This is a genomic window from Sporosarcina sp. UB5 (assembly GCF_050859005.1).
In the GTDB taxonomy this organism is placed as follows: Bacteria; Bacillota; Bacilli; order Bacillales_A; family Planococcaceae; genus Sporosarcina.
Window position 1 is genome coordinate 1,516,962 of record NZ_CP125984.1, and the last position, 25,522, is coordinate 1,542,483.

The following is a 25,522-nucleotide window of genomic DNA, read 5'->3' on the forward strand; positions in this document are numbered from 1 at the left end:
CGTCAGGGGCGGTGCAACAGTGGAATCAAATAAGAAAGACCGAAACGTCGATGTCCGGCTCCAATCGACGATCCGGCACGTTGGTCAAGCTGCAGACAAACATGAGCTGGAAGCTTCGGGGACGTTAATTGAAAAAGCCGGAAAGACGTATTTGCAATTTGTGGAAGACTTGAACGGCGAACAAGTGCGGACGACGGTGAAATTGGAAAAAGGGGACGCATTGATCATGCGGAACGGGGCGGTTCAAATGCGCTTGCCATTTTCGCTCGGCGACATGCGACCGGGCACGTATGGAAATGGTCCCGCCACTTTCGATCTCCTCGTGAAAACGACGAAGCTAGAAGTCGGACCGGACAAATTCATCGCACATTACGAACTGCACGGTGAAGGCGGATTGCTAGGCGAACACGAACTGAACATTACATATACGGAGGGACAAAAATGAACGCAGTTGAAAAAATCCAACAGGAAATAAAAGATGCATTCCGCGAAGCGGTGCTCGCTACAGAAATGGCGGATGCATCCGTTATACCGGATATTATTCTTGAAACACCGAAAAACAAAGAAAACGGGGACTATGCAACGAATATTGCGATGCAATTGACGAAAATCGCGAAAAAGCCGCCGCGTGCAATCGCAGAAGCTATTCTCGAGAAATTAGACACATCGTCTACGTCCATCAAATCATTAGAAATCGCAGGACCAGGGTTCATTAACATTAAGCTGAAAAGCGATTACTTAGGCGAAGTCGTCAAAACGGTGCTTGCTCAAGGAGCAGATTACGGCCGTTCAACGTATGGCGAGAATCTAAAAGTTCAAGTCGAATTCGTCTCTGCCAATCCGACGGGCGACTTGCATTTAGGGCATGCGCGTGGTGCATCGATTGGGGATTCATTGTGCAATATCCTCGATTTTGCAGGATTCGACGTTTCACGGGAATATTATATAAATGACGCGGGCAATCAAGTAAATAATTTAGCCCTTTCAGTCGAGGCGCGATACTTCCAAGCATTAGGTCTTGAAAAAGAAATGCCGGAAGACGGCTACCATGGGCAGGACATTATTGATATCGGCGAGAAGCTTGCTGAGGAATTTGGTGACAAGTACGTCAATGTCCCTGAACAGGAGCGTCAGGAGTTTTTCAGGGAGTACGGCCTTGAATTTGAATTGGCGAAGCTGAAGAAGGACTTGGAAGATTTCCGCGTGCCGTTCGATAATTGGTTCTCGGAGACATCACTCTATACAGACGGGAAAATCGGCATCGCGCTCGACAAATTACGTGCGAACGGGCATGTATTTGAAGAGGACGGTGCGACGTGGTTCCGCTCGACGACGTTCGGGGATGATAAAGACCGCGTCCTCATTAAAAATGACGGTACGTACACATATTTGACGCCGGACATCGCGTACCATGAGGATAAATTGCGCCGCGGCTTCGACAAGCTCATTAACATTTGGGGAGCTGACCACCATGGCTATATTCCACGAATGAAAGCGGCAATCGAGGCGCTCGGCTACGACCGCGACACGCTTGAAGTGGAAGTTGCGCAAATGGTGCAGCTGTACAAAGACGGCGAGAAGTTCAAAATGAGTAAGCGGACCGGAAAAGCGGTTACGTTGCGCGAACTTGTTGAAGAGGTCGGCTTAGATGCCGTTCGTTATTTCTTTGCGATGCGCTCAGCGGATTCGCAAATGGACTTCGATTTAGATTTAGCGATTTCGCAGTCGAATGAAAACCCGGTATACTACGCGCAATATGCGCATGCCCGCATTTCTTCGATCCTTCGCCAAGCAGATGAAATGAATGTTGCCGCTTCGACGGATCATGTGAATTTATTGCAGACGGAAAAGGAATTATCATTGCTGAAAAAAATCGGCGACTTCCCGCGTGCGATTAGCGATGCAGCAAGACTTCGCTCGCCGCACCGAATTACAAACTATATTCAGGAATTAGCAGCAGAATTCCATAGCTTCTATAATGCAGAAAAAGTGCTCGATCCGGATCAACGCGACTTGTCGGAAGCACGCCTTGCATTAATTACAGCAACACGCACGACAATTGCAAACGCCTTGAAACTGATCGGTGTTGCAGCACCAGAAAGAATGTAAAATAACGCGCCCCTCCGCTTGAAGTATTCAGCGGCGGGGCGTTTTTTGATGTTGCGGGATTCGCAACACAATCAACAGCGCTCGAAACACAACCAACTTAAATCTCCTCGACAACTTCAAAATGTATAGTATAATTAATCACGAATCACAATTACATAACCAAACATGAAGGTGCCCCGCCGTCAACGCTGGGGTTAAAAGGGAAGCCGGTTCGATTCCGGCGCGGTCCCGCCACTGTAAGTGCTCGCAATCCGCAACATGCCACTGGAAAAATTTCCGGGAAGGCGCGGTACGCGATAAGCACAAGCCAGGAGACCTGCCTTCATGAGTCACCCGTACCCTACGAGGATAGGTTTGGTGGAAATCAGCGCATGTACATGAAATTCGGCAGCTGTATTTTTACTAAACACATTCCTCCGTTTACAAAACGGGGGATTTTTATTTGGAACAAATAGGAGGAAATCGGAATGAAGAAGATTTGGCAGCTTTGGCTAACAGCAATTTTAGCGACGTTCTTGCTCGCGGCATGCGGCACGGAAGATGCGAAGAAAGACGACACACCTACAACGGAAAACACACAGACTGACGAGCAATCAGCAAAAGCAGCATTCCCGCTTACGCTGACAGACGCGGTCGGCAATGATATTACAATCGAAAAAGCCCCTAAAACAATCGTTTCACTGATTCCGAGCAACACGGAAATCCTTTTCGCACTTGGTCTGAACGATGAAATTGTTGGCGTAAACGATTGGGATGACTATCCTGCAGAAGCGCTAGAAAAAGAGAAAATCGGTGGCATGGAATTCAATGTTGAAAAGATCATCTCCATGACTCCGGATATCGTTTTCGCACACGAGACGATAGCTGAAGAAGGACTTGAGCAGCTCCGTGGTGCTGGAGTTAACGTATTCGTCGTAAAAGATGCGGCGGATTTTGAACAAACATATGAGACAATCGAAACAATTGGTAAGGCAACAGGCAAAACGGCAGAAGCCGCTAAAATCGTCGAAGACATGAAGACGAAAGTCGAAGAGGTTCTTGCAAAAACGGCAACCGTTGAGAATAAAAAACGCGTATTCATCGAAACGTCAGACGTACCGGAAATTTACGCACCAGGTAAAAACACGTTCATGCAACAAATCCTTGACATGATTGGCGCTGAAAATATCGTGACGGAAGAAGGGTGGGCGATGATCAGCCCTGAAGAAATCGTCAGCCAGAACCCTGACGTCATCGTCGTCATGTACAGTTACGTGCCGAATATTGTTGAAAGTGTGAAAAACCGTGACGGCTTTAGTGACATTACAGCCGTCAAAGAAGATGCAGTCGTACAAGTCGACGAAAACTTGACGAGCCGTACTGGCCCGCGTCTTGCACTAGGTCTTGAGGAAGTGGCAAAAGCCATTTACCCAGAGGCTTTTGGTGAATAAAGCAACACTCGCCTACATCGTGTCCGCCGCCACACTTATCGTGGCGGTATGGCTCGGTGTTTCGATTGGAACCGTCAAAATTCCGATCAGCACGTTTTGGGATTCGTCGGATACGACCGCTTCAAATATCCTTTGGAAAATCCGGATGCCCCGTGTTGTACTTGCTGGGCTTGTCGGCGCAGCGCTCGCCATTTCAGGAGCCGCCTTCCAAGGATTGCTGAAAAATCCACTTGCAGATCCATACACACTCGGAGTGTCATCCGGCGCCTCGGTCGGTGCTGTCGTGACACTCTTTTTCGGTTTATCGGTTCCAATTTTAGGCACATATACATTACCCGTTTTTAGTATGACAGGAGCTGCTTTGACAATGTTCCTCGTCATCGGCTTCGCAAGGCTCGTCGACCGTTCAATGAAAATGGAGACGATCATCCTCACCGGCATCATCTTCGGTTCATTTCTCGGCTCTGTCCTATCGCTTATGATTGCACTTACCGGAGAAGAACTGCGACAAATTATCGGTTGGCTCCTCGGCAGCGTCTCTATGCGCGGCTGGACGTATATCGTTATGGTGCTGCCGTTCGTCATCATCGGTTCCTTCATTCTCTGGATGAACCGGAGGGAATTGAACGCCATGCTGTTCGGCGAGGAACGCGCCCATCATTTAGGCGTCAACGTCAAACGACGGAAATTCATGATCCTCATCGGCGGCTCCATCCTGACCGGATCGGCCGTTGCGGTATCCGGAACGATCGGCTTTGTCGGCCTCGTCGTCCCACATATGACGCGCCTCATGTGGGGCTCCGACCACCGGCACTTACTAACACTATCATTCATGAACGGAGCGTCATTGCTCATCATTTGCGACCTCATCGCCCGGACGATCATCTCGCCTTCAGAACTCCCGGTCGGCGTCATTACAGCGTTCATCGGCGCGCCGGTGTTCGCGTACATTTTCTACAGACAGAGAAGGAAAGGGGCCATGTAATATGCTGCAAGTCGACAATATAACCGGTGGCTATGGCAAAGAGCCGATCGTCAAAGACATTTCGTTTCATGTGAATAAAGGCGAAATCCTCGGCATCCTCGGCCCGAACGGTAGCGGGAAATCGACGCTACTGAAAATCATTTCGGGCATCTTGCCGGCTCAATCTGGAACTGTCCGGATCGACGGGGAGGATGCCGCGGTTTATTCCCAAAAACAGTTTGCGAAAAAAGTCGCCGTCCTTCCGCAGCTCCATGCGCACGCCTTCTCGCATACGGTGAAAGACACCGTCGCACTCGGCAGGTATCCACACCAGTCCGGACTCTTTTCATCATGGTCCGCTGAAGACGAACGGGCGGTGAACGAAGCGCTTGCCTACACGGGCGTCACTCGCTACAAAGATACGGCGATTGAACTGCTGTCAGGAGGCGAACAGCAACGGGTTTTCGTCGCCCAAGCACTCGCGCAAGTCGCGCCGATTCTCCTGCTCGACGAACCGACGAACCATCTCGACATCGCACACCAGCAGCAACTGCTAGATACAATTCGAAACCATGCAGTTGAAAAGGGCATAACGGTCATCTCCGTCTTCCATGACGTCAACCTGGCGTCCCTATACTGTGATCGGCTCCTCCTTATGGAAAAAGGGGAGATTGCGATGATCGGCGATCCGCAAAACGTCATTCGCGAAGCAACCATTGGCAATGTGTACAAGGCGCGTGTCAAAACGCAGCCACATCCCGAATTACCGAAGCCGCAAATGACGCTGCTCCCTCAAAAAATTGAGGAAAGCAACCCGTTTACGGTCAATAAAGAGCACTTCACCGTCACAGCGGAACGCGTTTCATTACAGGTCAACCAACCATTGAAAACCGTCTCTTCAGCTGTCGTGAACGCAGGTCTCGGCTGGTACCGCGCATTCGTCAACCGCCACGTCGATGAAAACTACAATTATGACGACGTCAAAGCGGAAATGTCCGCCTACCTCGAACAGCACGGTTACTCATTAACCGACACCGTCGGAATGATGACCGCCGTCACGACCGAGCACGCGGAAATCGATGAATACGAAGGCGATTTCGGCACCGTCCTTGTCATGGTGACAGCGGGCGTCGGCAATGCCGTTGACGTCTCGCAAGCTGTGACGCGAGAACAGCGCGTCGGCACGATCAACACTTGGGTCATCGTCAATGGCGAGCTGCCCGAAGAAGCCTTTATCCAAGCGATGATCACCGCAACCGAGGCGAAAACGAAAGCGCTCCAAACCGAGAATATCCTAGACCCGCTTACTGGAACGATCGCAACCGGCACATCGACCGACAGCCTCCTCATCGCAGCGACGCAAGAAGGGGAGCACTTGCCGTACGCAGGCCCGATCACCCCCCTCGGCAAACTGATCGGCCACGGCGTTTACGACTGCACCGTCCGCGCGATCCGTGCCTATAAAGAAGCGAAAGGCTGGACGTCGTAATGCAAGCCCATTTCATTGCAATCGCGATCGGGTTCGGCCTCGACCGCGCCATGGGGGATCCCCCGAACTGGCCGCATCCTGTCCGTTGGATCGGCACATGCATCTCGAAACTTACCGCGCTCTTGAACAAAGGGCGTGCCCGCGTACTGAAGGGCGCTGGAATGCTGGTCATCATTGTTTTCATCGTAACGGGGAGCGTCCTTGCGATCGTCTGGTCCGCTTACCAACTACATATCGTGGTCGGGATTGTCGTCGAAGCCGTTCTCATCGCCATCGGGCTCGCCCAGAAAAGCTTGCGGGACGCTGCGCTCGATGTGTATGAACCGCTAGCAGCTGGCAATCTCGAGGAAGCACGGAAAAAGCTCTCGTGGATTGTCGGCCGCGACACCGACAAACTGCAAGAACGGGGGATTGCCCGCGGCGCAATTGAAACGGTGTCGGAAAATACGGCCGACGGCATTACGTCGCCGTTGTTCTGGGCATTCCTCTTCGGGGCACCAGGTTTATGGATGTACAAAGCGGTCAACACGCTCGACTCGATGATCGGCTATAAAGATGACCGCTATCGTGAATTCGGCAAGTTTTCTGCGCGCGCCGACGATGTGTTGAATTTCATTCCCGCAAGGATTACGGGATTCCTCATCCTGCTCGTATCGCCGAATGAAGGGGGAATCCCTTTCCGAAAGAGGTTCATTGGCTGGAGCAAGGATGCAAGGAATCACCCGAGCCCGAACAGCGGATTTCTCGAAGCGGCAACCGCGTGGCAGCTCGGTGTCACATTAGGCGGCAAAAGTACATATAGGGGAACCGAATCCGTTCGACCGGAAATCGGACCTGGACTGCGGCCGTTGCTAGCAGCGGATATTAAATCGGCTATTGTCCAAATGCATATGGCCTCATTCGCCTTTTGGATGCTCATGACCGTCATTGGAGTGATTTTCTATGCAATTGCCTGAACACGGGGCGAATCCCCGGCACGTTTATGAAAAGCTCGGCATGACTCCGCCTTCGCGAATCCTCGATTTCAGCGAAAACTGCAATCCGTCGGGGCCTCCGCGGGCGGTCGTCGAGATGTGGCCGGAACTGATGACGCGATTATCCGCCTACCCGGACCCGTCCGGCGAGCCTTTCCTGTCGAAGGCGGCGGAGTATCATGGCGTTTCGAAAACTTCGGTGTTTGCAGGCAACGGTGCGGCGGAAATCTTGTCGTTCATTGCGGAGCGATACCGAGGGAAACGGGCGATCGTCGTGGACCCGACGTTTTCGGAATACGAAGCGACGTTGCGGGCGAAGGGAGTGGAGATTGACCGTATTATCGCTTCCAAGACGGACGGCTTCCACTTGCCGGTTGATGTTGTATTCGCTCGTCTTTCGGCGTCATCCGTAGTCTATCTTTGCACGCCAAACAATCCGACGGGGATCATGCCTGAGCGCGAGGATCTGCTGGCGATCATCCGTAAGGCTGGGGAGGTTGGCTGTGAAGTCGTACTCGACGAAGCGTTTATCGATTTCATTGATGAAAGCAAGTCTTTCATTCCTAAATTGAACGATTTTCCGCACGTCATCGTCGTCCGCTCGATGACGAAAATGTATGCGATCCCGGGCATCCGTCTCGGCTATGCAGTCGCGCATCCCGATGTCATTGCCTCATTGAAATCAACGGCGCCACATTGGAATGTAAACGGCATGGCAGCAACAATCGGGGCGGTTTGCCTCGGCGAGGAAGCGTACCGTGAGGCCGCGATTCGCCACGCCGCTGAAGAACGTGTGAAAATGTCGGCTTTTCTAAGACAATTTGGGTGCATAGTGACCGAATCGGAAGCAAATTTCCTTTCGTTCAAACCGCATGATGCCGGTAAGCTGTACACGAAAATGCTTGCGAAAGGAATAGTCCTCCGCCATTCGGAAAATTTCCGGGGGATGGACGGCGGCTGGCTCCGCATCGGTATGAAGAGTAGCGCGGAGATGGAAGAGTTGCGACGTGAGCTTGCGGATTGGTTCGCCGGCGAATCCGAAAGTGCTTTGCGGATAAATGAGAGGTAACGAGAATTTTTTGAGAGATAATGAGAACTCTTGGCGTGAGAACGAGAACTCTGTGAGAGGTAATGAGAACATTTCGGGGAAGAACGAGAACTCTTCGGCGATAAATGAGAACTCCTGACATGAGAACGAGAACTTTTCAATGGAGATTGAGAACTCTGCAGAGAAAAACGAGAACTTTTCGAGGATAAACGAGAACTCGACCTCCCATAACCGCGGGTGGTGTTGCCAAGTCCCTGCTAACACATATGGCGCCTAATGCAGTTAACAAACTAAGTGAAAAAATGAGCAGTTCCGGGGATTACGAGCTGTTTTCAAATGGAATGGTGGTCAACTAACATGGATGGAAAACTAACATTCATTAGCGGCGGCGTACGAAGCGGGAAAAGTGCATTTGCGGAAAAGTTGCTCGTTGACCGGGCTGCCGCCGCACAAGGAAGACTCGTCTACATCGCTTCCGGTCGCGCGCTCGATGAAGAAATGCGACAGCGAATTGAAAAGCATAAGCAAGACCGGGCGAATGAAAGCTGGACGACAATCGAGCAGCCGGTCGACCTTGCCGGAGCACTACCGTCCATCCGACAAAACGATTTCGTCCTATGGGACTGTCTGACGACGTGGCTCGCGAATGAACTATACAGAGAACAGAACGGTACATATTGCATTCACACAGAAGGATGTATGGAAAAGAAAGTGGTGCGCCTCATGGAAACAATCGCCGCAATCCGCGAAAAGGCCACCCATGTCGTCATCGTATCAAACGAAGTACTGGACGAACCTGCTTCACCATACGAAGAGACGCGGCAATATTGCGAGTGGATCGGCTTTTTGCACCAACGTCTCGTCGCATTCAGTGACGATGCAATCGAGATGGACTACGGGCAGCCGCTCTATTGGAAAAAAGAAGGGCAGGTGCTCGTGCGATGAAAGGAATCATGGTGATGGGAACGGCCTCCGATGTCGGTAAGACGATGATCTGCACCGCATTTTGCAGGCTGCTGTCAGACGAAGGGATGCGGGTTGCCCCATTCAAATCGCAAAACATGTCGCGATTTTCCGCAAGGACTGAAGACGGGAAAGAGATGAGCCGGGCGCAGTTTCTACAGGCGGAAGCGGCGCGAACGAAGCCGGTCATTGAAATGAACCCGATTTTGTTGAAGCCGATGGATAATCGAAAAGCCGACGTCCGATTTTTCGGAGAGACGTTCGAAGCGGTCGATGGGATGGAGTACCGAGAACAGTTTTTTGAACGCGGAATAAACGCAATCCGGACGACGCTCGATACGCTGTCGAAGTCATTCGATACGGTCGTTATCGAAGGGGCGGGGAGCCCTGCGGAAGTGAATTTGAACGATCGAGAAATTGTTAATATGCGTGTGGCGGATATGGCGGATGTGCCTGTCCTCCTCGTCGCGGACATCGACCGTGGCGGCGCTGTCGCTTCGATTGTCGGGACGCTTCAATTGCTCGCTCCGGAACATCGGGCACGCGTGAAGGGAATCATTATTAATAAATTTCACGGCGACGCCGCATTATTTCAAGAAGGCGTCGACTTTATCGAGTCGTACACAGGCATTCCCGTCGCGGGGGTCATTCCGCATATGATGAACCACGGAATCGAAGAGGAAGACGTCGACCGTCCGACGTCTGAGGCGCCAGCCGGAACAGATGTGTACGACGCTTGGGCGGCACATGTGAAAGCGCATATCGACTGGCCGTTCGTCTTATCGATCATCAATGGGCAGGTGGACTGACGTGAACGGATTACTACTCGCCATTCAATTTTTTACGTCTGTCCCGGTTCGAAAAGAGCTGCCGATGGAACGAAAAGACGTGACCGGAATGTATGTCGCGCTGCCGTTTGTCGGGGGGCTTATCGGGCTCGCGATGTTCGGCGTTGCGAAGCTGTTCACAGACGGAATCGGCACAGGCTCGCTGCTCGCAGCAGTTTTCGTCGTCGTTGCTGGCGTCGCGCTGACGGGCGGTCTACATATGGACGGCTTCGCGGACACGGGCGATGCGTTTTTTTCGTATCGCGACAAGGAAAAGCGGCTTGAAATACTAGACGATCCGCGTATCGGCGCGTTCGGGACGATGGCGCTCGTCTTGTTGATTGTCGTGAAAATTGCTTTGCTCGATGAATTGATTCATCGCAACGGCGAGCTGCTACCGTACTTCATAGCCGTCCCGTTTTTAGCAAGGATAGGGATGAACGTCTACTTTTCAACGACGCGCCTTGCGAAGGAAAAAGGAATTGCTCATTTCTTCAAAGGGAAACTGGCAACGGGGCCACTGATGGCGACGTCGGTCGGTATGGGACTTGCCGTTGCCGTAGCACTTGGCTTTGTCGTTCATTCCATCGTAGTGCCAATCGTGCTTGTCGTTGTTGTAAGTGGAGCCGTAATTGTATGTAGAAGCTGGTCGTTAAAACATTTCGGTGGCGTGTCAGGTGACTTATGCGGGGCGTTCATCGAAGGGACGGAGGCGTTGCTATGGCTAGCGATCATCATTTGTATTTGATTCGGCATTTGCCGACTGCTGGAAACCGCGAGAAAAAATATATTGGGTGGACGGATGAGCCGATTGAACCGGTGGCAGATGCGGAGCGATATCGATTCACGGAGGCGGATGGCCGGATTGTGTATGGGAGCGATCTTTTGAGGGCCAGGCAAAGTGCAGCGATTTTAATGCCTGAAGCGGAATTTGTAGCGGACGTGCGATTGCGCGAATGCCATTTCGGTGAATTTGAAGGGAAAACGTATGCGGAGCTTGAAATGGATAACGATTACCGGAATTGGATTCATGATCCGTATTCATTTGCACCACGTGGTGGGGAAAGTTTGGCGGACGTGGAGAAACGCGTCATGGAAGCGTTCGTTTCATTGCCGAATGGCGCCGTTGTCGTCACGCATGGTGGACCAATCCGTGTTGCGCTTACTCGATTTTCGCCGGAGCCGCGCGATTTTTGGTCATGGAAAATTCCACACGGGTCGATTTGGAAACTCGAATGGCGCAATTACGATGAACTGAAGGAGGGCGGTCGATGCGTGTCGTTATCGGAGGTGCCTATAATGGGAAAAGGGATTATTTGAAAAAGATGCTTGCGGATGTTCCTCACGAATGGGTGGATACTTCCTGCGGTAAGTTGGAAATTCCGGCCGGCGGCATCGTCGTCATTGACCGTATCGAGCATTGGCTCGCAAAGACGGAATTGCCTGAAGCGGAAGCAGTGGAGTTTATTTTGAAATCGATTAAAGGCAAAGACGTCATTTTCATCTTGACGGACATCGGACGCGGAATCGTGCCGATGGATGCGGACATGCGGGCATTGCGTGATGCATGCGGCAGGTTGTACCAGCGGTTAATCGCGCAGGCAGATGAAGTGACGAGAGTTTGGTATGGACTGGCACAAACATTGAAGAAAAGGGGAGAAATTAGATGAAAATTTATACGAAAACCGGAGACAAAGGGCAGACGAGTCTGATCGGAGGACGAGTCGACAAGGATAGTATCCGTATCGAAGCGTATGGGACGATGGATGAAGTGAATTCGTTCATCGGCAAGGCGATGACGGAGCTGGATAGTGAGAAGTTCGCGGATTTGCTTGTGGATCTCGAAGCAATTCAAAACGAATTGTTCGACGGCGGCGGGGATTTGGCGAATGTAATGAAAGAGCGCCATTATAAGCTTTCTGAGGAGCCAATCGAAGTGCTCGAGAAGCGGATTGACGACTTAATGGAAGAAGCGCCGCCGCTTGAGAAATTCATTTTACCAGGCGGGTCGCCTGCAGCTGCGACGTTGCATATTGCACGGACAGTTGCGCGCCGTGCGGAACGATTGACGGTGACGTTAATGAAAGCGGAGGATGATGTACCGGCTACAGTGCAAAAATATTTGAACCGTCTATCGGACTATCTTTTCGTCGCGGCACGCATCGTCAATGCGCGGCTCGGTGTTCCTGATAATGAATATGTCCGCAGTGCGAAAGTGTTCCGGACAGGTAAAAAGAAAGAGGATTGACGATGAAACTTCGGAAAATGACGCTAACTGCGTTGTTCGCGGCGCTTTGTGCGGTCGGCGGGTTTATTAAAATCCCGTCCGGCCTCGGCTCTTTAGCGCTCGATACCGTACCGGCGTTGCTTGCGGCATCATTTTTGCCGCCTATCCTCGTCGGAGCCGCATCGTTGACGGGACATCTTGCGTCCGCCTTGTACGCGGGTTTTCCGCTTGGGCCATTCCATATCCTGATCGCGATTGAAATGATGATTATCCTTTATGGGTTCGCGCGTCTCCATAACGCGGGCCGGCCTATTTTGAAATGGGTGTTTTTCATCGTCGCGAACGGGTTGCTTGCCCCGTTGCCCTTTTATTTCCTCGTGTCGCCCGCGTTTTTTGTCGGGGCGTTGCCTGCGATTTTAGTAGCTACGGTCGTGAATGCTGTAGTGGCGGCGGTCGTCATGCCGGCGCTCGCTAAAGCGGCTGGCGGCAAATTCGGAGTCGTCCGATGAGGAATGCGATTGCGCTTGGCGATGGGTTCGTCGTGACGACGGATAATTCTGGCGGCATCGGGGAAAAACCGCATGATGTTGTGGCGGTTTCGGACAAGGTGACAGCGTATTTTGCTGCCCGCGTCGCGTTGCTCGAACAATGGGCGGCGCATGCCGATCCAGTTTCCGTCCTCATTCATAATTTCAGCGGCGAGGAAAGTTGGGCGCGGTACGAGGCGGGCGTGAAGGACGTTTTTCGGGAATCAAACTTGGGATTGCCGGAAATTAGCGGCAGCTCGGAAACGAATATGCAGCTCATGCAATCAGCCGTCGCGGTCACGATGATTGGCAAACAGCGGCTTGTTGAGGAAGTCGACGAGCTCGAATGGTACGTCTACGGCACGCCGCTCGTCGGGAATGAAGTGCTCGAACGGCGAGGTGAAATCGCTTCTTTGCGGTTAATGAAGGAAGCGATGGACAGCGGGTTGATTCGGAAAATTTGGCCGGTTGGTTCGCAAGGCATTCTTGCGGAATATAGAAAACTAATAGGGAATCCGCACATCGAGATTGAAACCGACGTCGATATTCGAACATCGGCGGGTCCTTCTACATCCGTCCTCGTCGGAATTAACGCACATAACAGTAAAAGAGCCCACCAGTTGTTTGGTGGACCTCTTTATAAGATAAATGAAAACGATAGCTTCCGGAATGAACTATGACCGGGAGCTTTTTTCTATGCAACTCATGCGATCGCGTCCAAAGCGAGGCGTTCCGCGTCCAAAGTGATGCGTCCCGCGTCCAAAGCGAGGCATTCCGCGCCCAAAGCGAGGCATTCCGCGTCCAAAGTGAAGCGTCCCGCGCCCAAAGTACGCACTCCCGCGTCCAAAGCACACGCTTCTGCATTGCATTCATAATCTCACCACTTACCGACAATCCTAAATCCTCTAAAAAGTATCGCAAAATAAAAATATCCATTGACTGAATGCTCATTCATAACTTAAACTATTAAATAGAACATCGACACAATACTTATTATCTATTATGCTATTCATAACATTCCGATAGGGAAGGAGAGAATATGAGATGGATGTTTTATTACTCGTCAACTGGGTTCTGTTCCTGGTCGTTGTGGCTTATGCGCTTGCGCTGTTCACGTATTTGATTAGAACGCGGATCCAATTCATAAAGCTTGGACGGAAGGAAGAGTTCGACAGTAATGTATCCCGCCGTTTGAAGGAAGTTTGGGTGAATGTTTTTGGGCAGAAAAAGTTATTTAAGGATAAGAAAAGTGGAATTATCCACTTCATGTTCTTTTATGGTTTCTTGCTCGTCCAACTTGGAGCGATTGACCTCATTTGGAAAGGGCTGAAGCCTGGCTCGCATTTGCCGTTCGGACCGATTTATGGGGGATTCACGTTTTTCCAAGAACTCGTTGTTTTCATGATTTTAGTGGCGGTCGTTTGGGCGTTTCACCGTCGATACGTTGAAAAACTCGTCCGCTTGAAGCGCGGCTGGCAATCGGGGCTCGTCCTCATCTTCATCGGTTCGCTCATGCTGTCGACGCTTATTTCAAACGGCGCCAATATGATTTGGCGAGGGCATGAAACGACGTGGACGGAGCCAATGGCATCAGCAATTGCAACCGCTTTCAGTTTCATGAGTCCGACAGCGGCTGCGGTCGTTTTCTTCGTCGCCTGGTGGATTCACTTGCTCACGTTGCTCACATTCCTCGTTTACGTGCCGCAATCGAAGCATGCGCACTTAATTGCAGGGCCTGTCAACACGTACATGATGCGGTTTGATCGCCGGGGCAAGCTTGCGCCAATCGATTTCGAAGCGCTTGAAGAAGCTGAATCTGAAGATGATATGCCAGCGCTCGGAGTCGGCAAAATTACCGATTTTACGCAAAAGCAGATGATTGACTTTTACGCGTGCGTTGAATGTGGCCGCTGTACGAATATGTGTCCAGCGACCGGGACGGGCAAAATGCTCTCCCCGATGGATTTGATTACAAAACTGCGAGACAACTTAACGAATACAGGCGCACTCGTCACGAAGAAACAGCCATGGGTGCCGACATTCGCATTCGGAAACGTGAAAGGGAATCAAATTGCATTAGCTGCCGGATTGGAAGGCGCTACGCTTGATGATATTTACAATCCATCTTTAATTGGTGATGTCATTACGGAAGAGGAAATTTGGGCGTGCACGACTTGCCGGAACTGTGAAGACCAATGTCCGGTTATGAACGAGCACGTAGACAAAATTATTGATCTCCGCCGTTACCTCGTTATGACGGAAGGGAAGATGGACGCGGATGCGCAGCGTGCGATGACGAATATCGAACGTCAAGGAAATCCGTGGGGGATTAACCGGAAAGAGAAGGAAAACTGGCGAGATGCTCGTCCGGACCTTCATATTCCGACAGTAAAGGAAATGAAGAAGGCGGGCGAAGAGTTCGAATACCTCTTCTGGGTCGGCGCAATGGGTGCATTCGACAACCGTTCGCAAAAAATCGCACTATCATTCGCACATCTCATGAACGAAGCGGGCGTCAAATTCGCGATTCTCGGGAATAAAGAGAAGAATTCCGGCGACACGCCGCGCCGTTTAGGGAATGAGTTTTTATTCCAAGAGCTCGCGACGTCCAATATCGACGAATTCGAAAAAGCGGGTGTGAAGAAAATCGTCACAATCGACCCGCATGCATATAATATTTTTAAGAATGAATATCCGGATTTCGGCTTCGAGGCGGAAGTAATCCACCATACGGAAATGCTGTACGACCTTGTTAAACAAGGAAAGTTGAAGCCGGTTCATGCAATTAATGAAACGATTACGTTCCATGATTCATGCTACCTCGGCAGATACAATGACGTATACGATCCACCGCGTGAAATTCTAAAGACGATTCCAGGCGTTCAATTAGTTGAAATGAAGCGAAACCGCCAAGACGGCATGTGCTGTGGAGCGGGCGGCGGACTCATGTGGATGGAAGAGGATACGGGTCACCGCGTCAACGTTGCACGTACGGAACAGGCGATGGAAGTAAGTCCGGGCATCATTTCGTCCGGATGTCCTTACTGCTTAACGATGCTTTCGGACGGAACGAAAGCGATCGAAGTGGAAGACAAAGTCGGCACGTACGACATCGCGGAATTACTCGAGCGCTCCATTTTCGGAGAAGATTACGAGCCTGCAGTTGAAGATGAAAAAGAGCCGGTTAATGCTTGATTAGGTTATTGCTAGAGTTTGAGAAGAGAGTTATAATTAAGAAAATTGGAAGTGAATCTACTTCTACTTAAAACGGGGAGTCTTTGTACTCCCTTTTTTGCAAATTCACTACTGAGCGAGCGTTCGGTCGCTGCGCTTTACGAGGAAAATGAAAACGTTATCATGCTGAGATGGAGGAGAGGGAATGGGTAGAACAGTCATTTTGGACGGGGCACGGACTCCGTTTGGTAAGTTTGGCGGTGCTTTATCCACAAAAACAGCTAGTGATTTAGGTGGAGTCGCCATTAAGGAAGCATTGAAACGGTCGGCGGTGAAGGAAGAGGACGTCGATGAAGTAATCATCGGAACGGTGCTGCAGGCGGGGCAAGGGCAGATTCCTTCGAGGCAAGCGGCTGTAAAGGCCGGATTGCCGTGGTCCGTGAAAACCGAGACGGTGAATAAAGTATGCGCATCCGGCATGCGGAGTGTCACGCTTGCAGATCAGATTATCCGGCTCGGGGACGAAGAAGTGATCGTGGCGGGTGGTATGGAGTCAATGTCGAACGCGCCGTATTATTTGTCGAAAGGGCGTTTCGGATTGAAGATGGGCGATGCGCCATTAGTGGACGGCATGATTTATGACGGCTTGTCGTGTTCATTTTCACCAGACCGCGTCCATATGGGCACGTACGGGAACCGGACAGCTAGCGAGCTTTCATTAGCACGTGAAATGCAAGACGATTGGGCATTGAGGAGTCACGAGCGGGCGAATGCTGCGATTGAAGAAGGAAAATTTGCGGAAGAAATTGTCGCTGTTGAAATTCCGCAACGGAAAGGGGATCCGGTCGTCGTCGATACGGACGAAGCGCCGCGCCGTGACACATCGCTTGAATCACTCGCAAAATTACGGCCTGCATTCGGCAACGACGGCACAATTACGGCAGGCAATGCGCCGGGCGTCAATGACGGTGCGTGCGCGCTCGTCCTTATGAATGAAGAACGTGCGTTGAAGGAAGGAAAGCGCGTATTAGCGACGATCATCGGTCATGCTGAAGTCGCCATTGAGCCTGAAAATTTCCCGCAAACGCCGGGCTTGGTCATTAACGAGTTATTGAAGAAGACCGGTAAAGAGCTGAAGGACATTGATTTATTTGAAATAAACGAAGCGTTCGCGGCAGTCGCGCTCGCAAGCTCACAAATTGCAGGGCTCGATCCTGAAAAAGTGAACGTCAACGGCGGAGCGGTCGCACTCGGTCATCCGATCGGCGCAAGCGGGGCACGGATCATCCTGACGCTCGCTTACGAATTGAAACGGCGCGGTGGCGGCATTGGCATTGCGGCGATCTGTTCAGGTGGCGGTCAGGGCGATGCGATCATGATTGAAGTTGGGGAAGAATGATAGCCTGGTAGACGACTAGGAGAATTGGATTTATGCGTGATTCGCGGGAATTATGCGTGATTGTTGGGATTTATGCGCGGTTGCGGCCGTTTGTGCTTGAATGTGGCGATTTATGAGGGATTACCGTGATTTATGCGTATTTAAATGGTTTTATGCGTATTTGCGAGTGGAAATTTTGGTAGACGGAGGAACTTCATTATGGAACTCAAAAAAGTAATGGTCATCGGAGCAGGACAAATGGGTGGCGGCATCGCCCAAGTGTGTGCGCAAGCAGGCTTCGAAGTGAAATTGAATGATATTCAAGAGGAGTCGTACGAGAAAGGGCTTGCGGTTATTACGAAAAACTTGTCTCGGAACGTCGAAAAAGGTCGCATGACGGAAGATGAAAAAGCAGCAGTGCTCGGGCGCATTACGAAATCGCTTGACCTGCAAGACGCGCATAACGTCGACATCGTTATTGAGGCGGCTGTCGAAAATATGGACATTAAGAAATCAATCTTTGCGAAGCTTGATGGCATTGCGCCGGAGCATGCAATTTTAGCGACAAATACGTCATCTCTCTCGATTACGGAAATTGCGGCGGCGACGAACCGCCCGGAAAGCGTCATCGGCATGCATTTTATGAACCCAGTGCCTGTCATGAAGCTCGTAGAAATCATTCGCGGACTCGCAACGTCCGACGAAGTATATGAAGCGGTTGAGGACATGACTCGTAAACTAGCGAAGACGCCGGTCGAAGTGAATGACTTCCCGGGGTTCGTCGCAAACCGCGTCCTCATGCCGATGATCAACGAAGCGATTTTCACGTTGTATGAAGGTGTCGCCACGAAGGAAGCGATTGACGAAGTAATGAAGCTCGGCATGAACCACCCGATGGGACCGCTTCAATTGGCGGATTTCATCGGACTCGACACGTGTTTGTACATTATGGAAACGCTCCACGAAGGATTCGGTGACTCGAAATACCGCCCGTGCCCGTTGCTCCGGAAGTACGTTAATGCAGGGTGGCTCGGGAAAAAATCCGGCCGCGGCTTTTATGAATATTGATTTTTAAGCATGATTGGGCTAGTTCTTAGGTCATGAAATGGTGATAACTTTCCGTATTCAATAGATAATTCTCGTTATTCAATAGATAACTAAGAGGATTCAATAGATAACTATCCATATTCAATAGATAACTCCATGCATTTGATTAATATTCATTCCAGAACTAGCTTCCTTACAAAGGAATTTCATTTACAAAGGAGTTAATTCCAATGAAATTACAATTCACCGAAGAACAACAGATGATGCGCACGATGGTGCGGGACTTTGCAAAGTCAGTAATCGAGCCGTTCATTCCACGAATGGAAGCAGGGGAGTTTCCGCGCGACATCCTTGCGAAAATGGGCGAACTCGGTCTGATGGGCATTACTGTCCCCGAAAAATACGGCGGCTCCGATATGGATTTCACTTCCTACATTATCGCTATCCACGAGCTGTCGAAAGTGAGCGCGGTGATAGGCGTTATTCTTTCCGTTCATTCATCCGTCGTTACGAACCCGATTATGTATTTCGGGAATGAAGAGCAAAAGAAACGGTACTTGCCGAAAATGGCGTCGGGCGAATATTTGGGCGCCTTCTGCCTCACAGAGCCCGGCGCAGGGTCGGACGCTGGCTCATTGAAGACGAGGGCTGTGAATAAAGGTGATCATTACGTTCTGAACGGCTCGAAAGTGTTCATTACGAACGGCGGGGAGTCAGACGTGTACATCGTTTTCGCTTCGACCGATTCATCGAAAGGAACGTATGGCATTACGAGCTTCATCGTCGATAAAGATACACCGGGCCTCATCGTCGGTAAAGATGAAAAAAAGATGGGCCTTCACGGATCGCGAACCGTGCAACTCACTTTCGAAGATATGAAAGTACCCGCGGAAAATCGCCTCGGCGAAGAAGGAGAAGGCTTCAAAATCGCTATGGCGAACCTCGATGTCGGTCGCATTGGCATCGCTGCGCAAGCGCTCGGCATCGCTGAAGCAGCACTCGAATCGGCTACCGCCTATGCGAAGGAACGCAAACAATTCGGGAAACCGATCGTAGCGAACCAAGGCGTCGGCTTCAAGCTCGCAGACATGGCAACCGCCTCCGAAGCGGCAAAACTCCTCGTCTACCGAGCAGCCCAGCTATGCAAGGAAGGGAAACCTTGCGGAAAAGAAGCCTCCATGGCAAAACTATTCGCATCACAAACCGCAATGGACAACGCAATCGAAGCGGTTCAAATATTCGGCGGCTACGGCTACACCGAAGACTACCCAGTCGAACGCTACTTCCGCGACGCCAAAGTAACTCAAATCTACGAAGGCACAAGCGAAATCCAACGCATCGTCATCAACAAACACCTAACAAAGTGAGATGTGTGAATAATTGTTTGCGCCGCTGTGCGCGGCGCATTTATGACAATTCGATACTATGTATAAAAATGCGTTAGGTGATCATTGGAACGTTGGTACAACAACATTATGGTTTTTCATTTATGCAATTGTAGTTAATAAACAGAATTGTGTCTGACGCTGTGCACGGTGCACGGTACATTTATGACAATTCACTACTTTGTATAAAGATGTGTTAGGTAGCTAGCAGAACAGCGATACAACAACATTATGGTTTTACATTTATGCAATTGTAGTTAATAAACAGAATTGTGTCTGACGCTGTGTACGGTACATTTATGACAATTCACTACTATGTATAAAGATGTGTTAGATAGCTAGCAGAACAGCGGTACAACAACATTACGGTTTTTCATTTATACAATTGTAGTTAATAAACTGAATTGTATGGTGCACAGGCGCCGTACAGGGCAGCATACAGGATACTAAGGGGGAATTGACATGGATTTTAGATTATCGGAAGAGCATGAAATGATTCGGAAGATGGTGCGTGATTTTGCGGAGAAGGATGTTGCACCGACCGCTGCGGAGCGCGATGAAGAAGAGCGCTTTGATATGGATATTTGGCATAAGATGGCTGAGCTAGGGCTGACGGGGATTCCTTGGCCGGAAGAGTACGGCGGCATCGGTAGTGACTATCTTGCGTATTGTATCGCGGTTGAAGAGTTGTCACGGGTTTGCGCGTCGACTGGCGTAACATTATCGGCGCATACGTCGCTCGCGGGATGGCCGGTATACAAATTCGGTACGGAGGAGCAGAAACAGAAGTACCTTCGTCCGATGGCGGAAGGAACGAAAATTGGTGCGTACGGCTTGACTGAGCCGGGTTCCGGGTCAGATGCTGGCGGTATGCGCACGACTGCGAAGCTGGACGGAGACGATTACATTTTGAACGGCTCGAAGATTTTTATTACAAACGGCGGCATTGCCGATATTTACATCGTGTTCGCAGTAACCGATCCGGAATCGAAACATAAAGGAACGAGCGCTTTCATTATCGAGAAGGACTTCCCGGGCTTCTCGGTCGGGAAGAAGGAGAAGAAACTTGGTATCCGTTCATCTCCAACGACGGAAATCATGTTTGACAACTGTCGCGTACCGAAGGAGAATTTGCTAGGTGCGGAAGGCGAAGGATTTATTGTCGCAATGAAGACGTTGGACGGCGGTCGGAACGGAATCGCTGCGCAAGCGGTCGGTATCGCGCAAGGGGCGCTTGACGCGGCAGTTGAATATGCGAAAGAGCGCGTTCAATTCGGCAAGCCAATTGCGGCGAATCAAGGCGTCGGCTTCAAACTCGCGGATATGGCGACAGCGACGGAAGCTTCCCGATTGCTTACGTACCAAGCGGCATGGCTCGAATCAAATGACTTGCCGTATGGAAAAGCATCCGCGATGGCGAAACTAATGGCAGGGGATACGGCGATGAACGTAACGACGGAAGCAGTCCAAGTGTATGGCGGCTACGGCTATACGAAGGATTATCCGGTCGAGCGGTTCATGCGCGACGCAAAGATTACGCAAATTTACGAAGGAACGCAGGAAATCCAACGTCTCGTCATCTCCCGCATGCTAACAAAATAATCGGGGGTGCACTATGCAAGTGAAACGCGAAGTAAAATCATCTGTGAAAGATGAAAGTTTAATTGAAAAAAGGCGCGAGCAGATCATCGATGGAGCAGTCCAACTGTTCAAGGAAAAGGGATTCCACCGGGCGACGACGAGAGAAATCGCTAAAGCGGCGGGCTTCAGCATCGGTACGCTCTATGAATATATCCGGACGAAGGAAGACGTCCTCTACCTCGTCTGCGACAGTATTTACAATGAAGTGCAGAGCCGTCTGTCGACATTGATGGACCAGGAAGGAAATGTGGAAGGGCTCCGAATGGCAATCGATACGTATTTTCACCTAATTGACGACATGTCGGACGAATTCGTCGTCATGTACCAGGAATCGAAATCATTGCCGAAGGACGCACTCCAATACGTCCTGAAAAAAGAGATGGAAATGGTCGCGTTATTTAAGAACTTGCTGCGCGCATGCGTCCGTTCAGGTGAATTGCGCATCGGCGAGGACGCGATCGATATTGCAGCGCACCACATCGTCATCCAAGGCCAAATGTGGGCGTTCCGCAGGTGGGCATTACGCGACACCTACACAATCGATGAATTCATCCGCTATCAGACAGACCAACTGTTCAACGGAATCGTAGGGAATCAATAAATTGTGTTGGTGCCTGTGTAAGGTGCATTTATGACAATTCAATCCAGTGTATGAATACTCAACTATTAGAGTGGAATTGTTGATCTAATCAGCGTTTTGTCTTAGTTTTATACAATTGTAGTGAATAAACTGAATAGTGTCGGCGGCTGTGCGCGACACATTTATGACAATTCAACTAGATGTATGAAAATGCATAAACGGTTAATTGAAATGTCTAAACAACAACTTTTCCATATTCCATTTATGCAATTGTAGTTAATAAACTGAATAGTTTGCTGCACAGGCACCGCAGAAAATGGCACCGCAGAAATGGCACCGCAGAAAACGCAAAAGGAATGAAGGGGTGTGTGATGGATGGTTGCTGAAATTTATAAGCCGAGGCATCATGTTCGTTTTGTGACGGCGTCGAGCTTGTTTGACGGGCATGATGCGTCGATTAATATTATGCGCCGTATCCTCCAGGCGACGGGGGCGGAAGTGATTCATTTGGGGCATAACCGTTCCGTTGAGGAGGTTGTGAATGCGGCGATTCAGGAAGATGTGCAAGGGATTGCGATTTCGTCGTACCAGGGCGGGCATGTTGAATACTTTAAGTATATGTATGACCTTTTGCAGGAGAGAGGGGCGCCGCATATCCGGATTTACGGAGGTGGGGGCGGCGTCATTTTGCCGAAGGAAATCAAGGAATTGCATGACTACGGCATCGCGTGGATTTTTTCACCAGAGGATGGCCGCAAGATGGGGCTTCAAGGGATGATCAACCGGATGGTGGAGGAATGCGATTTCCTTACAATAGCGGATACGGAGATGGCGAAACTTGAAAAGGTGAGCACGGACAATCCTGAAGTGCTTGCCAGCCTCATTACGTACGCGGAAGAAATGTATGACAAGGAAAACCGTGACGCGATTAACCTAATCGAAAAAGCTAGGGAACTGTCGAAACACACGCCTGTCCTCGGAATTACCGGTACGGGGGGAGCGGGGAAGAGCTCGCTCACGGATGAACTGATCCGTCGTTTCTTGCGCGAATTACCGGATAAAAAAGTTGCAATTCTTTCAATCGACCCGACGAAGCAGAAGACGGGCGGCGCGCTGCTCGGTGACCGAATCCGCATGAACGCGATTTTCAATAAACGCGTATTCATGCGAAGCCTCGCGACACGCGGATCGCGGTCCGAATTATCGGGTGCTATTCAAGACGTGCTTGACGTTGTAAAGACAGCAGGCTTCGATCTGATTATCGTCGAGACGAGCGGAATCGGGCAAGGTGACGCTCAAATTACGGAAGTGTCCGACGTGTCGATGTATGTCATGACGAGCGAATTCGGTGCGCCTACGCAGCTTGAGAAAATTGATATGATCGACTTTGCAGATCTTATCGTCATTAATAAATTCGAGCGGAAAGGGTCCGAGGATGCGCTCAATCAAGTGCAAAAGCAGTACCAACGGAGCCATCTTCTGTTCGATCAGGATCACGACACGATGCCTGTTTACGGCACGATTGCGAGCCAATTTAACGATAAAGGGACGAACTCGCTATTCGCTGCGCTCGTTTCAAAGTTGAATGAAAAATGTGGCCTCAATTGGGAGACATCTTACTCAGAGTTCGTGAAGACGCAAAAGCAGAACGTCATTATCCCGGTCGATCGTACCCACTATTTACGTGAAATCGCGAGCACGATCCGCGACTACCATAAGAAATCCGCGCAGCAAGTCGATCTTGCACGCCGTTTATTCCAACTCGAAGGTGCGATTGAAGCTGTGAATGAACAATCGCCGGACAATGCGCTCGTCGCTTCGCTCGAGTCCCTAGCAAATGGCGTGCGTGAAGAGCTTTCTGCGGAATCAAAACGGATTCTGAACAACTGGGAAACTTTGAAAGAATCGTATGCAGGTGATGAATTTGTCACGAAAATCCGTGATAAAGAACTTCGTACACTACTCACGACGACAAGTTTGTCAGGGTTAAAGATTCCGAAAGTGTCGTTGCCGAAATTCAAGGACTACGGCGAAATTCTTCGTTGGGTGTACAAAGAGAATGTCCCGGGTTCATTCCCATACACGGCTGGAGTGTTCCCGTTCAAACGAGAAGGTGAAGACCCGAAACGTCAATTTGCGGGAGAGGGAACGCCAGAACGGACGAACCGTCGCTTCCATTACTTGTCGAAAGACGACGATGCGAAACGGCTGTCGACAGCGTTCGACTCCGTCACGTTATACGGTGAAGATCCTGACGAGCGCCCGGATATTTACGGGAAAGTCGGAGAATCTGGCGTTAGCATTTGTACGCTCGATGACATGAAAAAGCTGTATGATGGCTTTGATTTATGCGCGCCTTCGACATCTGTTTCGATGACGATCAACGGCCCCGCGCCGATCATCCTTGCGATGTTTATGAATACTGCAATCGACCAGCGAGTGAAGCGGAAAGAGGAAGAACTCGGCCGCATCCTTTCAGTCGAAGAATTTACGGAAGTCCGAAGCGCAACGCTGCAAGTCGTCCGCGGAACGGTGCAAGCGGATATATTAAAAGAAGACCAAGGGCAAAATACGTGCATTTTCTCGACAGAATTCGCGCTCCGCATGATGGGCGACATTCAGCAATATTTTATTGACGAAAAAGTGCGGAACTACTACTCTGTCTCGATTTCTGGCTACCATATTGCGGAAGCGGGGGCGAATCCGATTTCGCAGCTCGCGTTTACGCTCGCGAACGGCTTCACGTACGTCGAATATTATTTGAGCCGCGGCATGCATATCGACGACTTCGCGCCGAACTTATCGTTCTTCTTTTCGAACGGCCTCGATCCGGAATATACGGTTATCGGACGGGTTGCGCGTCGCATTTGGGCAGTCGCGATGCGCGAGAAATACGGCGCGAACGAACGGAGTCAGAAGCTGAAGTACCACGTACAAACGTCCGGCCGGAGCTTGCATGCGCAAGAAATCGACTTCAACGATATCCGGACGACGCTCCAAGCGCTCATGGCATTGCAAGACAACTGTAACTCGCTCCATACGAACGCGTACGACGAAGCGATTACGACGCCGACGGAAGAATCGGTGCGACGCGCGATGGCGATTCAAATGATCATTACGAAGGAACACGGTTTATCGAAAAATGAAAATCCGCTCCAAGGGTCGTTCATTATCGAGGAACTGACGGACCTCGTCGAAGAATCCGTCCTTCAAGAATTCGATCGGTTGAATGATCGTGGCGGCGTCCTCGGCTCGATGGAAACGCAATACCAGCGCGGCAAAATTCAAGAGGAATCGATGCTTTACGAAATGAAGAAGCACTCGGGCGAACTGCCGATTATCGGCGTCAACACGTACTTGAATCCGAATCCGCCTTCTGAAGAAGACATCGACAATATGGAAATTGCCCGTGCGACGAAGGAAGAAAAAGAGACGCAAATCGCGAACTTGCGTGCTTTCCAATCAAAGCATAGCGATGCATCAGCGGAAGCGTTGCAGAAATTGCAGCAAGTCGCAGTAACGGGTGGCAACATTTTCGCCGAACTAATGGAAACCGTTAAAGTCGCAAGCCTCGGCCAAATTACGAACGCATTATACGAAGTAGGTGGCCAATACCGCAGGAATATGTAATGAAATGAAAGGGAACGCTCCCACGAGGGCGTTCTTTTTTGAATGAATAGCTTTCTCGTAAAAACATTTCAAAATATTTACTGCGACAGTGGATTTTGCCTGTTCCTTCCACGTATAATAAAGAGAGCA

At 50.4% G+C, this 25,522-nt stretch carries 23 protein-coding genes and 1 riboswitch; of the genes, 22 read left to right on the top strand and 1 reads right to left on the bottom strand.

From position 1 onward, the window contains the following. Positions 1-19: 19 nt before the first annotated feature. The 15 genes from QM454_RS07975 (at position 20) to QM454_RS08045 (ending at position 13,238) form a co-directional block, all read left to right on the top strand. On the top strand, positions 20-445 hold the full coding sequence (locus tag QM454_RS07975; RefSeq protein ID WP_432363596.1) for a DUF1934 domain-containing protein: 426 nt from the start codon (positions 20-22) through the stop codon (positions 443-445). After that, entirely contained in the window at positions 442-2,109 is a 1,668-nt protein-coding gene (argS, locus tag QM454_RS07980; RefSeq protein ID WP_432363597.1) for an arginine--tRNA ligase, read from the top strand. Before QM454_RS07975 ends, argS begins: the two co-directional genes overlap by 4 nt. A gap of 152 nt (positions 2,110-2,261) precedes the next feature. Beyond that, positions 2,262-2,447: riboswitch (cobalamin riboswitch) on the top strand. Positions 2,448-2,576: 129 nt separating this feature from the next. Beyond that, the gene (locus tag QM454_RS07985) at positions 2,577-3,539 is read left to right on the top strand and encodes an ABC transporter substrate-binding protein (protein WP_432363599.1); all 963 of its coding nucleotides are present in this window, start codon (positions 2,577-2,579) and stop codon (positions 3,537-3,539) included. Further along, a complete protein-coding gene (locus tag QM454_RS07990) occupies positions 3,532-4,524 on the top strand; it encodes a FecCD family ABC transporter permease (RefSeq protein WP_432363601.1) in 993 nt (330 codons plus the stop codon). The genes QM454_RS07985 and QM454_RS07990 overlap by 8 nt, the downstream gene beginning before the upstream one ends. 1 nt (position 4,525) lies before the next feature. Then, positions 4,526-5,992 carry an adenosylcobinamide amidohydrolase gene (locus QM454_RS07995; RefSeq protein ID WP_432363603.1) on the top strand — a complete coding sequence of 489 codons (1,467 nt, stop codon included), beginning with the start codon at positions 4,526-4,528 and terminating at the stop codon, positions 5,990-5,992. After that, positions 5,992-6,948 (top strand): adenosylcobinamide-phosphate synthase CbiB, encoded by a 957-nt coding sequence (gene cbiB, locus QM454_RS08000; protein WP_432363605.1) that lies wholly within the window; start codon positions 5,992-5,994, stop codon positions 6,946-6,948. Before QM454_RS07995 ends, cbiB begins: the two co-directional genes overlap by 1 nt. After that, positions 6,935-8,035: a threonine-phosphate decarboxylase CobD gene (gene cobD, locus QM454_RS08005; RefSeq protein WP_432363607.1), complete on the top strand. Its 1,101-nt coding sequence runs from the start codon at positions 6,935-6,937 to the stop codon at positions 8,033-8,035. Before cbiB ends, cobD begins: the two co-directional genes overlap by 14 nt. Positions 8,036-8,371: 336 nt before the next feature. Next, positions 8,372-8,959 carry a bifunctional adenosylcobinamide kinase/adenosylcobinamide-phosphate guanylyltransferase gene (locus tag QM454_RS08010; protein WP_432363609.1) on the top strand — a complete coding sequence of 196 codons (588 nt, stop codon included), beginning with the start codon at positions 8,372-8,374 and terminating at the stop codon, positions 8,957-8,959. Next, positions 8,926-9,786, top strand: a complete 861-nt coding sequence (locus QM454_RS08015; RefSeq protein WP_432363611.1) for a cobyric acid synthase — start codon at positions 8,926-8,928, stop codon at positions 9,784-9,786. Before QM454_RS08010 ends, QM454_RS08015 begins: the two co-directional genes overlap by 34 nt. Position 9,787: 1 nt before the next feature. Then, positions 9,788-10,552, top strand: coding sequence for an adenosylcobinamide-GDP ribazoletransferase (gene cobS, locus QM454_RS08020; protein ID WP_432363613.1), 765 nt, complete (start codon positions 9,788-9,790; stop codon positions 10,550-10,552). Next, the gene (locus QM454_RS08025) at positions 10,525-11,124 is read left to right on the top strand and encodes a histidine phosphatase family protein (RefSeq protein ID WP_432363615.1); all 600 of its coding nucleotides are present in this window, start codon (positions 10,525-10,527) and stop codon (positions 11,122-11,124) included. Before cobS ends, QM454_RS08025 begins: the two co-directional genes overlap by 28 nt. Beyond that, positions 11,076-11,474 (top strand): bifunctional adenosylcobinamide kinase/adenosylcobinamide-phosphate guanylyltransferase, encoded by a 399-nt coding sequence (locus QM454_RS08030; RefSeq protein WP_432363617.1) that lies wholly within the window; start codon positions 11,076-11,078, stop codon positions 11,472-11,474. Before QM454_RS08025 ends, QM454_RS08030 begins: the two co-directional genes overlap by 49 nt. Further along, positions 11,471-12,052, top strand: a complete 582-nt coding sequence (locus QM454_RS08035) for a cob(I)yrinic acid a,c-diamide adenosyltransferase (protein WP_432363619.1) — start codon at positions 11,471-11,473, stop codon at positions 12,050-12,052. The genes QM454_RS08030 and QM454_RS08035 overlap by 4 nt, the downstream gene beginning before the upstream one ends. Positions 12,053-12,054: 2 nt before the next feature. Further along, the gene (locus QM454_RS08040; RefSeq protein ID WP_432363621.1) at positions 12,055-12,540 is read left to right on the top strand and encodes an ECF transporter S component; all 486 of its coding nucleotides are present in this window, start codon (positions 12,055-12,057) and stop codon (positions 12,538-12,540) included. Further along, positions 12,537-13,238: a hypothetical protein gene (locus QM454_RS08045; RefSeq protein ID WP_432363623.1), complete on the top strand. Its 702-nt coding sequence runs from the start codon at positions 12,537-12,539 to the stop codon at positions 13,236-13,238. Before QM454_RS08040 ends, QM454_RS08045 begins: the two co-directional genes overlap by 4 nt. 23 nt (positions 13,239-13,261) lie before the next feature. Here the strand turns inward: QM454_RS08045 and QM454_RS08050 are convergent, their stop codons facing one another. Continuing rightward, on the bottom strand, positions 13,262-13,405 hold the full coding sequence (locus QM454_RS08050) for a hypothetical protein (protein ID WP_432363625.1): 144 nt from the start codon (positions 13,403-13,405) through the stop codon (positions 13,262-13,264). Positions 13,406-13,602: 197 nt separating this feature from the next. On the opposite strand from QM454_RS08050, the gene QM454_RS08055 reads away from it, so the two are divergent. The 7 genes from QM454_RS08055 to icmF all read left to right on the top strand — a co-directional run bounded on the left by QM454_RS08055 (position 13,603) and on the right by icmF (position 25,393). Next, positions 13,603-15,753, top strand: coding sequence for a (Fe-S)-binding protein (locus QM454_RS08055; RefSeq protein ID WP_432363627.1), 2,151 nt, complete (start codon positions 13,603-13,605; stop codon positions 15,751-15,753). Positions 15,754-15,937: 184 nt separating this feature from the next. Continuing rightward, entirely contained in the window at positions 15,938-17,131 is a 1,194-nt protein-coding gene (locus tag QM454_RS08060; RefSeq protein ID WP_432363629.1) for an acetyl-CoA C-acetyltransferase, read from the top strand. A gap of 198 nt (positions 17,132-17,329) precedes the next feature. Beyond that, complete coding sequence (locus QM454_RS08065) at positions 17,330-18,178, top strand: 3-hydroxybutyryl-CoA dehydrogenase (RefSeq protein ID WP_432363631.1); 849 nt, start codon at positions 17,330-17,332, stop codon at positions 18,176-18,178. Between the two features lie 209 nt (positions 18,179-18,387). Beyond that, positions 18,388-19,524: an acyl-CoA dehydrogenase gene (locus QM454_RS08070; RefSeq protein WP_432363634.1), complete on the top strand. Its 1,137-nt coding sequence runs from the start codon at positions 18,388-18,390 to the stop codon at positions 19,522-19,524. Between the two features lie 480 nt (positions 19,525-20,004). Beyond that, positions 20,005-21,144 carry an acyl-CoA dehydrogenase gene (locus tag QM454_RS08075; protein ID WP_432363636.1) on the top strand — a complete coding sequence of 380 codons (1,140 nt, stop codon included), beginning with the start codon at positions 20,005-20,007 and terminating at the stop codon, positions 21,142-21,144. A gap of 13 nt (positions 21,145-21,157) precedes the next feature. Further along, a complete protein-coding gene (locus tag QM454_RS08080) occupies positions 21,158-21,784 on the top strand; it encodes a TetR/AcrR family transcriptional regulator (RefSeq protein ID WP_432363638.1) in 627 nt (208 codons plus the stop codon). Between the two features lie 354 nt (positions 21,785-22,138). Beyond that, positions 22,139-25,393, top strand: coding sequence for a fused isobutyryl-CoA mutase/GTPase IcmF (gene icmF / locus QM454_RS08085; protein ID WP_432363640.1), 3,255 nt, complete (start codon positions 22,139-22,141; stop codon positions 25,391-25,393). Positions 25,394-25,522 lie beyond the last annotated feature (129 nt).

Bases quoted from the DNA above. Each gene is read 5' to 3' on its own strand.
- QM454_RS07995 (WP_432363603.1), top strand. From the start codon at position 4,526: ATGCTGCAAGTCGACAATATAACCGGTGGCTATGGCAAAGAGCCGATC.
- cobD (WP_432363607.1), top strand. From the start codon at position 6,935: ATGCAATTGCCTGAACACGGGGCGAATCCCCGGCACGTTTATGAAAAG.
- QM454_RS08075 (WP_432363636.1), top strand. From the start codon at position 20,005: ATGGATTTTAGATTATCGGAAGAGCATGAAATGATTCGGAAGATGGTG.
- argS (WP_432363597.1), top strand. From the start codon at position 442: ATGAACGCAGTTGAAAAAATCCAACAGGAAATAAAAGATGCATTCCGC.
- QM454_RS08010 (WP_432363609.1), top strand. From the start codon at position 8,372: ATGGATGGAAAACTAACATTCATTAGCGGCGGCGTACGAAGCGGGAAA.
- QM454_RS08030 (WP_432363617.1), top strand. From the start codon at position 11,076: ATGCGTGTCGTTATCGGAGGTGCCTATAATGGGAAAAGGGATTATTTG.
- QM454_RS08060 (WP_432363629.1), top strand. From the start codon at position 15,938: ATGGGTAGAACAGTCATTTTGGACGGGGCACGGACTCCGTTTGGTAAG.
- QM454_RS08040 (WP_432363621.1), top strand. From the start codon at position 12,055: ATGAAACTTCGGAAAATGACGCTAACTGCGTTGTTCGCGGCGCTTTGT.
- QM454_RS08055 (WP_432363627.1), top strand. From the start codon at position 13,603: ATGGATGTTTTATTACTCGTCAACTGGGTTCTGTTCCTGGTCGTTGTG.
- QM454_RS08070 (WP_432363634.1), top strand. From the start codon at position 18,388: ATGAAATTACAATTCACCGAAGAACAACAGATGATGCGCACGATGGTG.
- QM454_RS08025 (WP_432363615.1), top strand. From the start codon at position 10,525: ATGGCTAGCGATCATCATTTGTATTTGATTCGGCATTTGCCGACTGCT.
- QM454_RS08080 (WP_432363638.1), top strand. From the start codon at position 21,158: ATGCAAGTGAAACGCGAAGTAAAATCATCTGTGAAAGATGAAAGTTTA.
- QM454_RS08045 (WP_432363623.1), top strand. From the start codon at position 12,537: ATGAGGAATGCGATTGCGCTTGGCGATGGGTTCGTCGTGACGACGGAT.
- QM454_RS07985 (WP_432363599.1), top strand. From the start codon at position 2,577: ATGAAGAAGATTTGGCAGCTTTGGCTAACAGCAATTTTAGCGACGTTC.
- icmF (WP_432363640.1), top strand. From the start codon at position 22,139: ATGGTTGCTGAAATTTATAAGCCGAGGCATCATGTTCGTTTTGTGACG.
- cbiB (WP_432363605.1), top strand. From the start codon at position 5,992: ATGCAAGCCCATTTCATTGCAATCGCGATCGGGTTCGGCCTCGACCGC.
- QM454_RS08065 (WP_432363631.1), top strand. From the start codon at position 17,330: ATGGAACTCAAAAAAGTAATGGTCATCGGAGCAGGACAAATGGGTGGC.
- QM454_RS08035 (WP_432363619.1), top strand. From the start codon at position 11,471: ATGAAAATTTATACGAAAACCGGAGACAAAGGGCAGACGAGTCTGATC.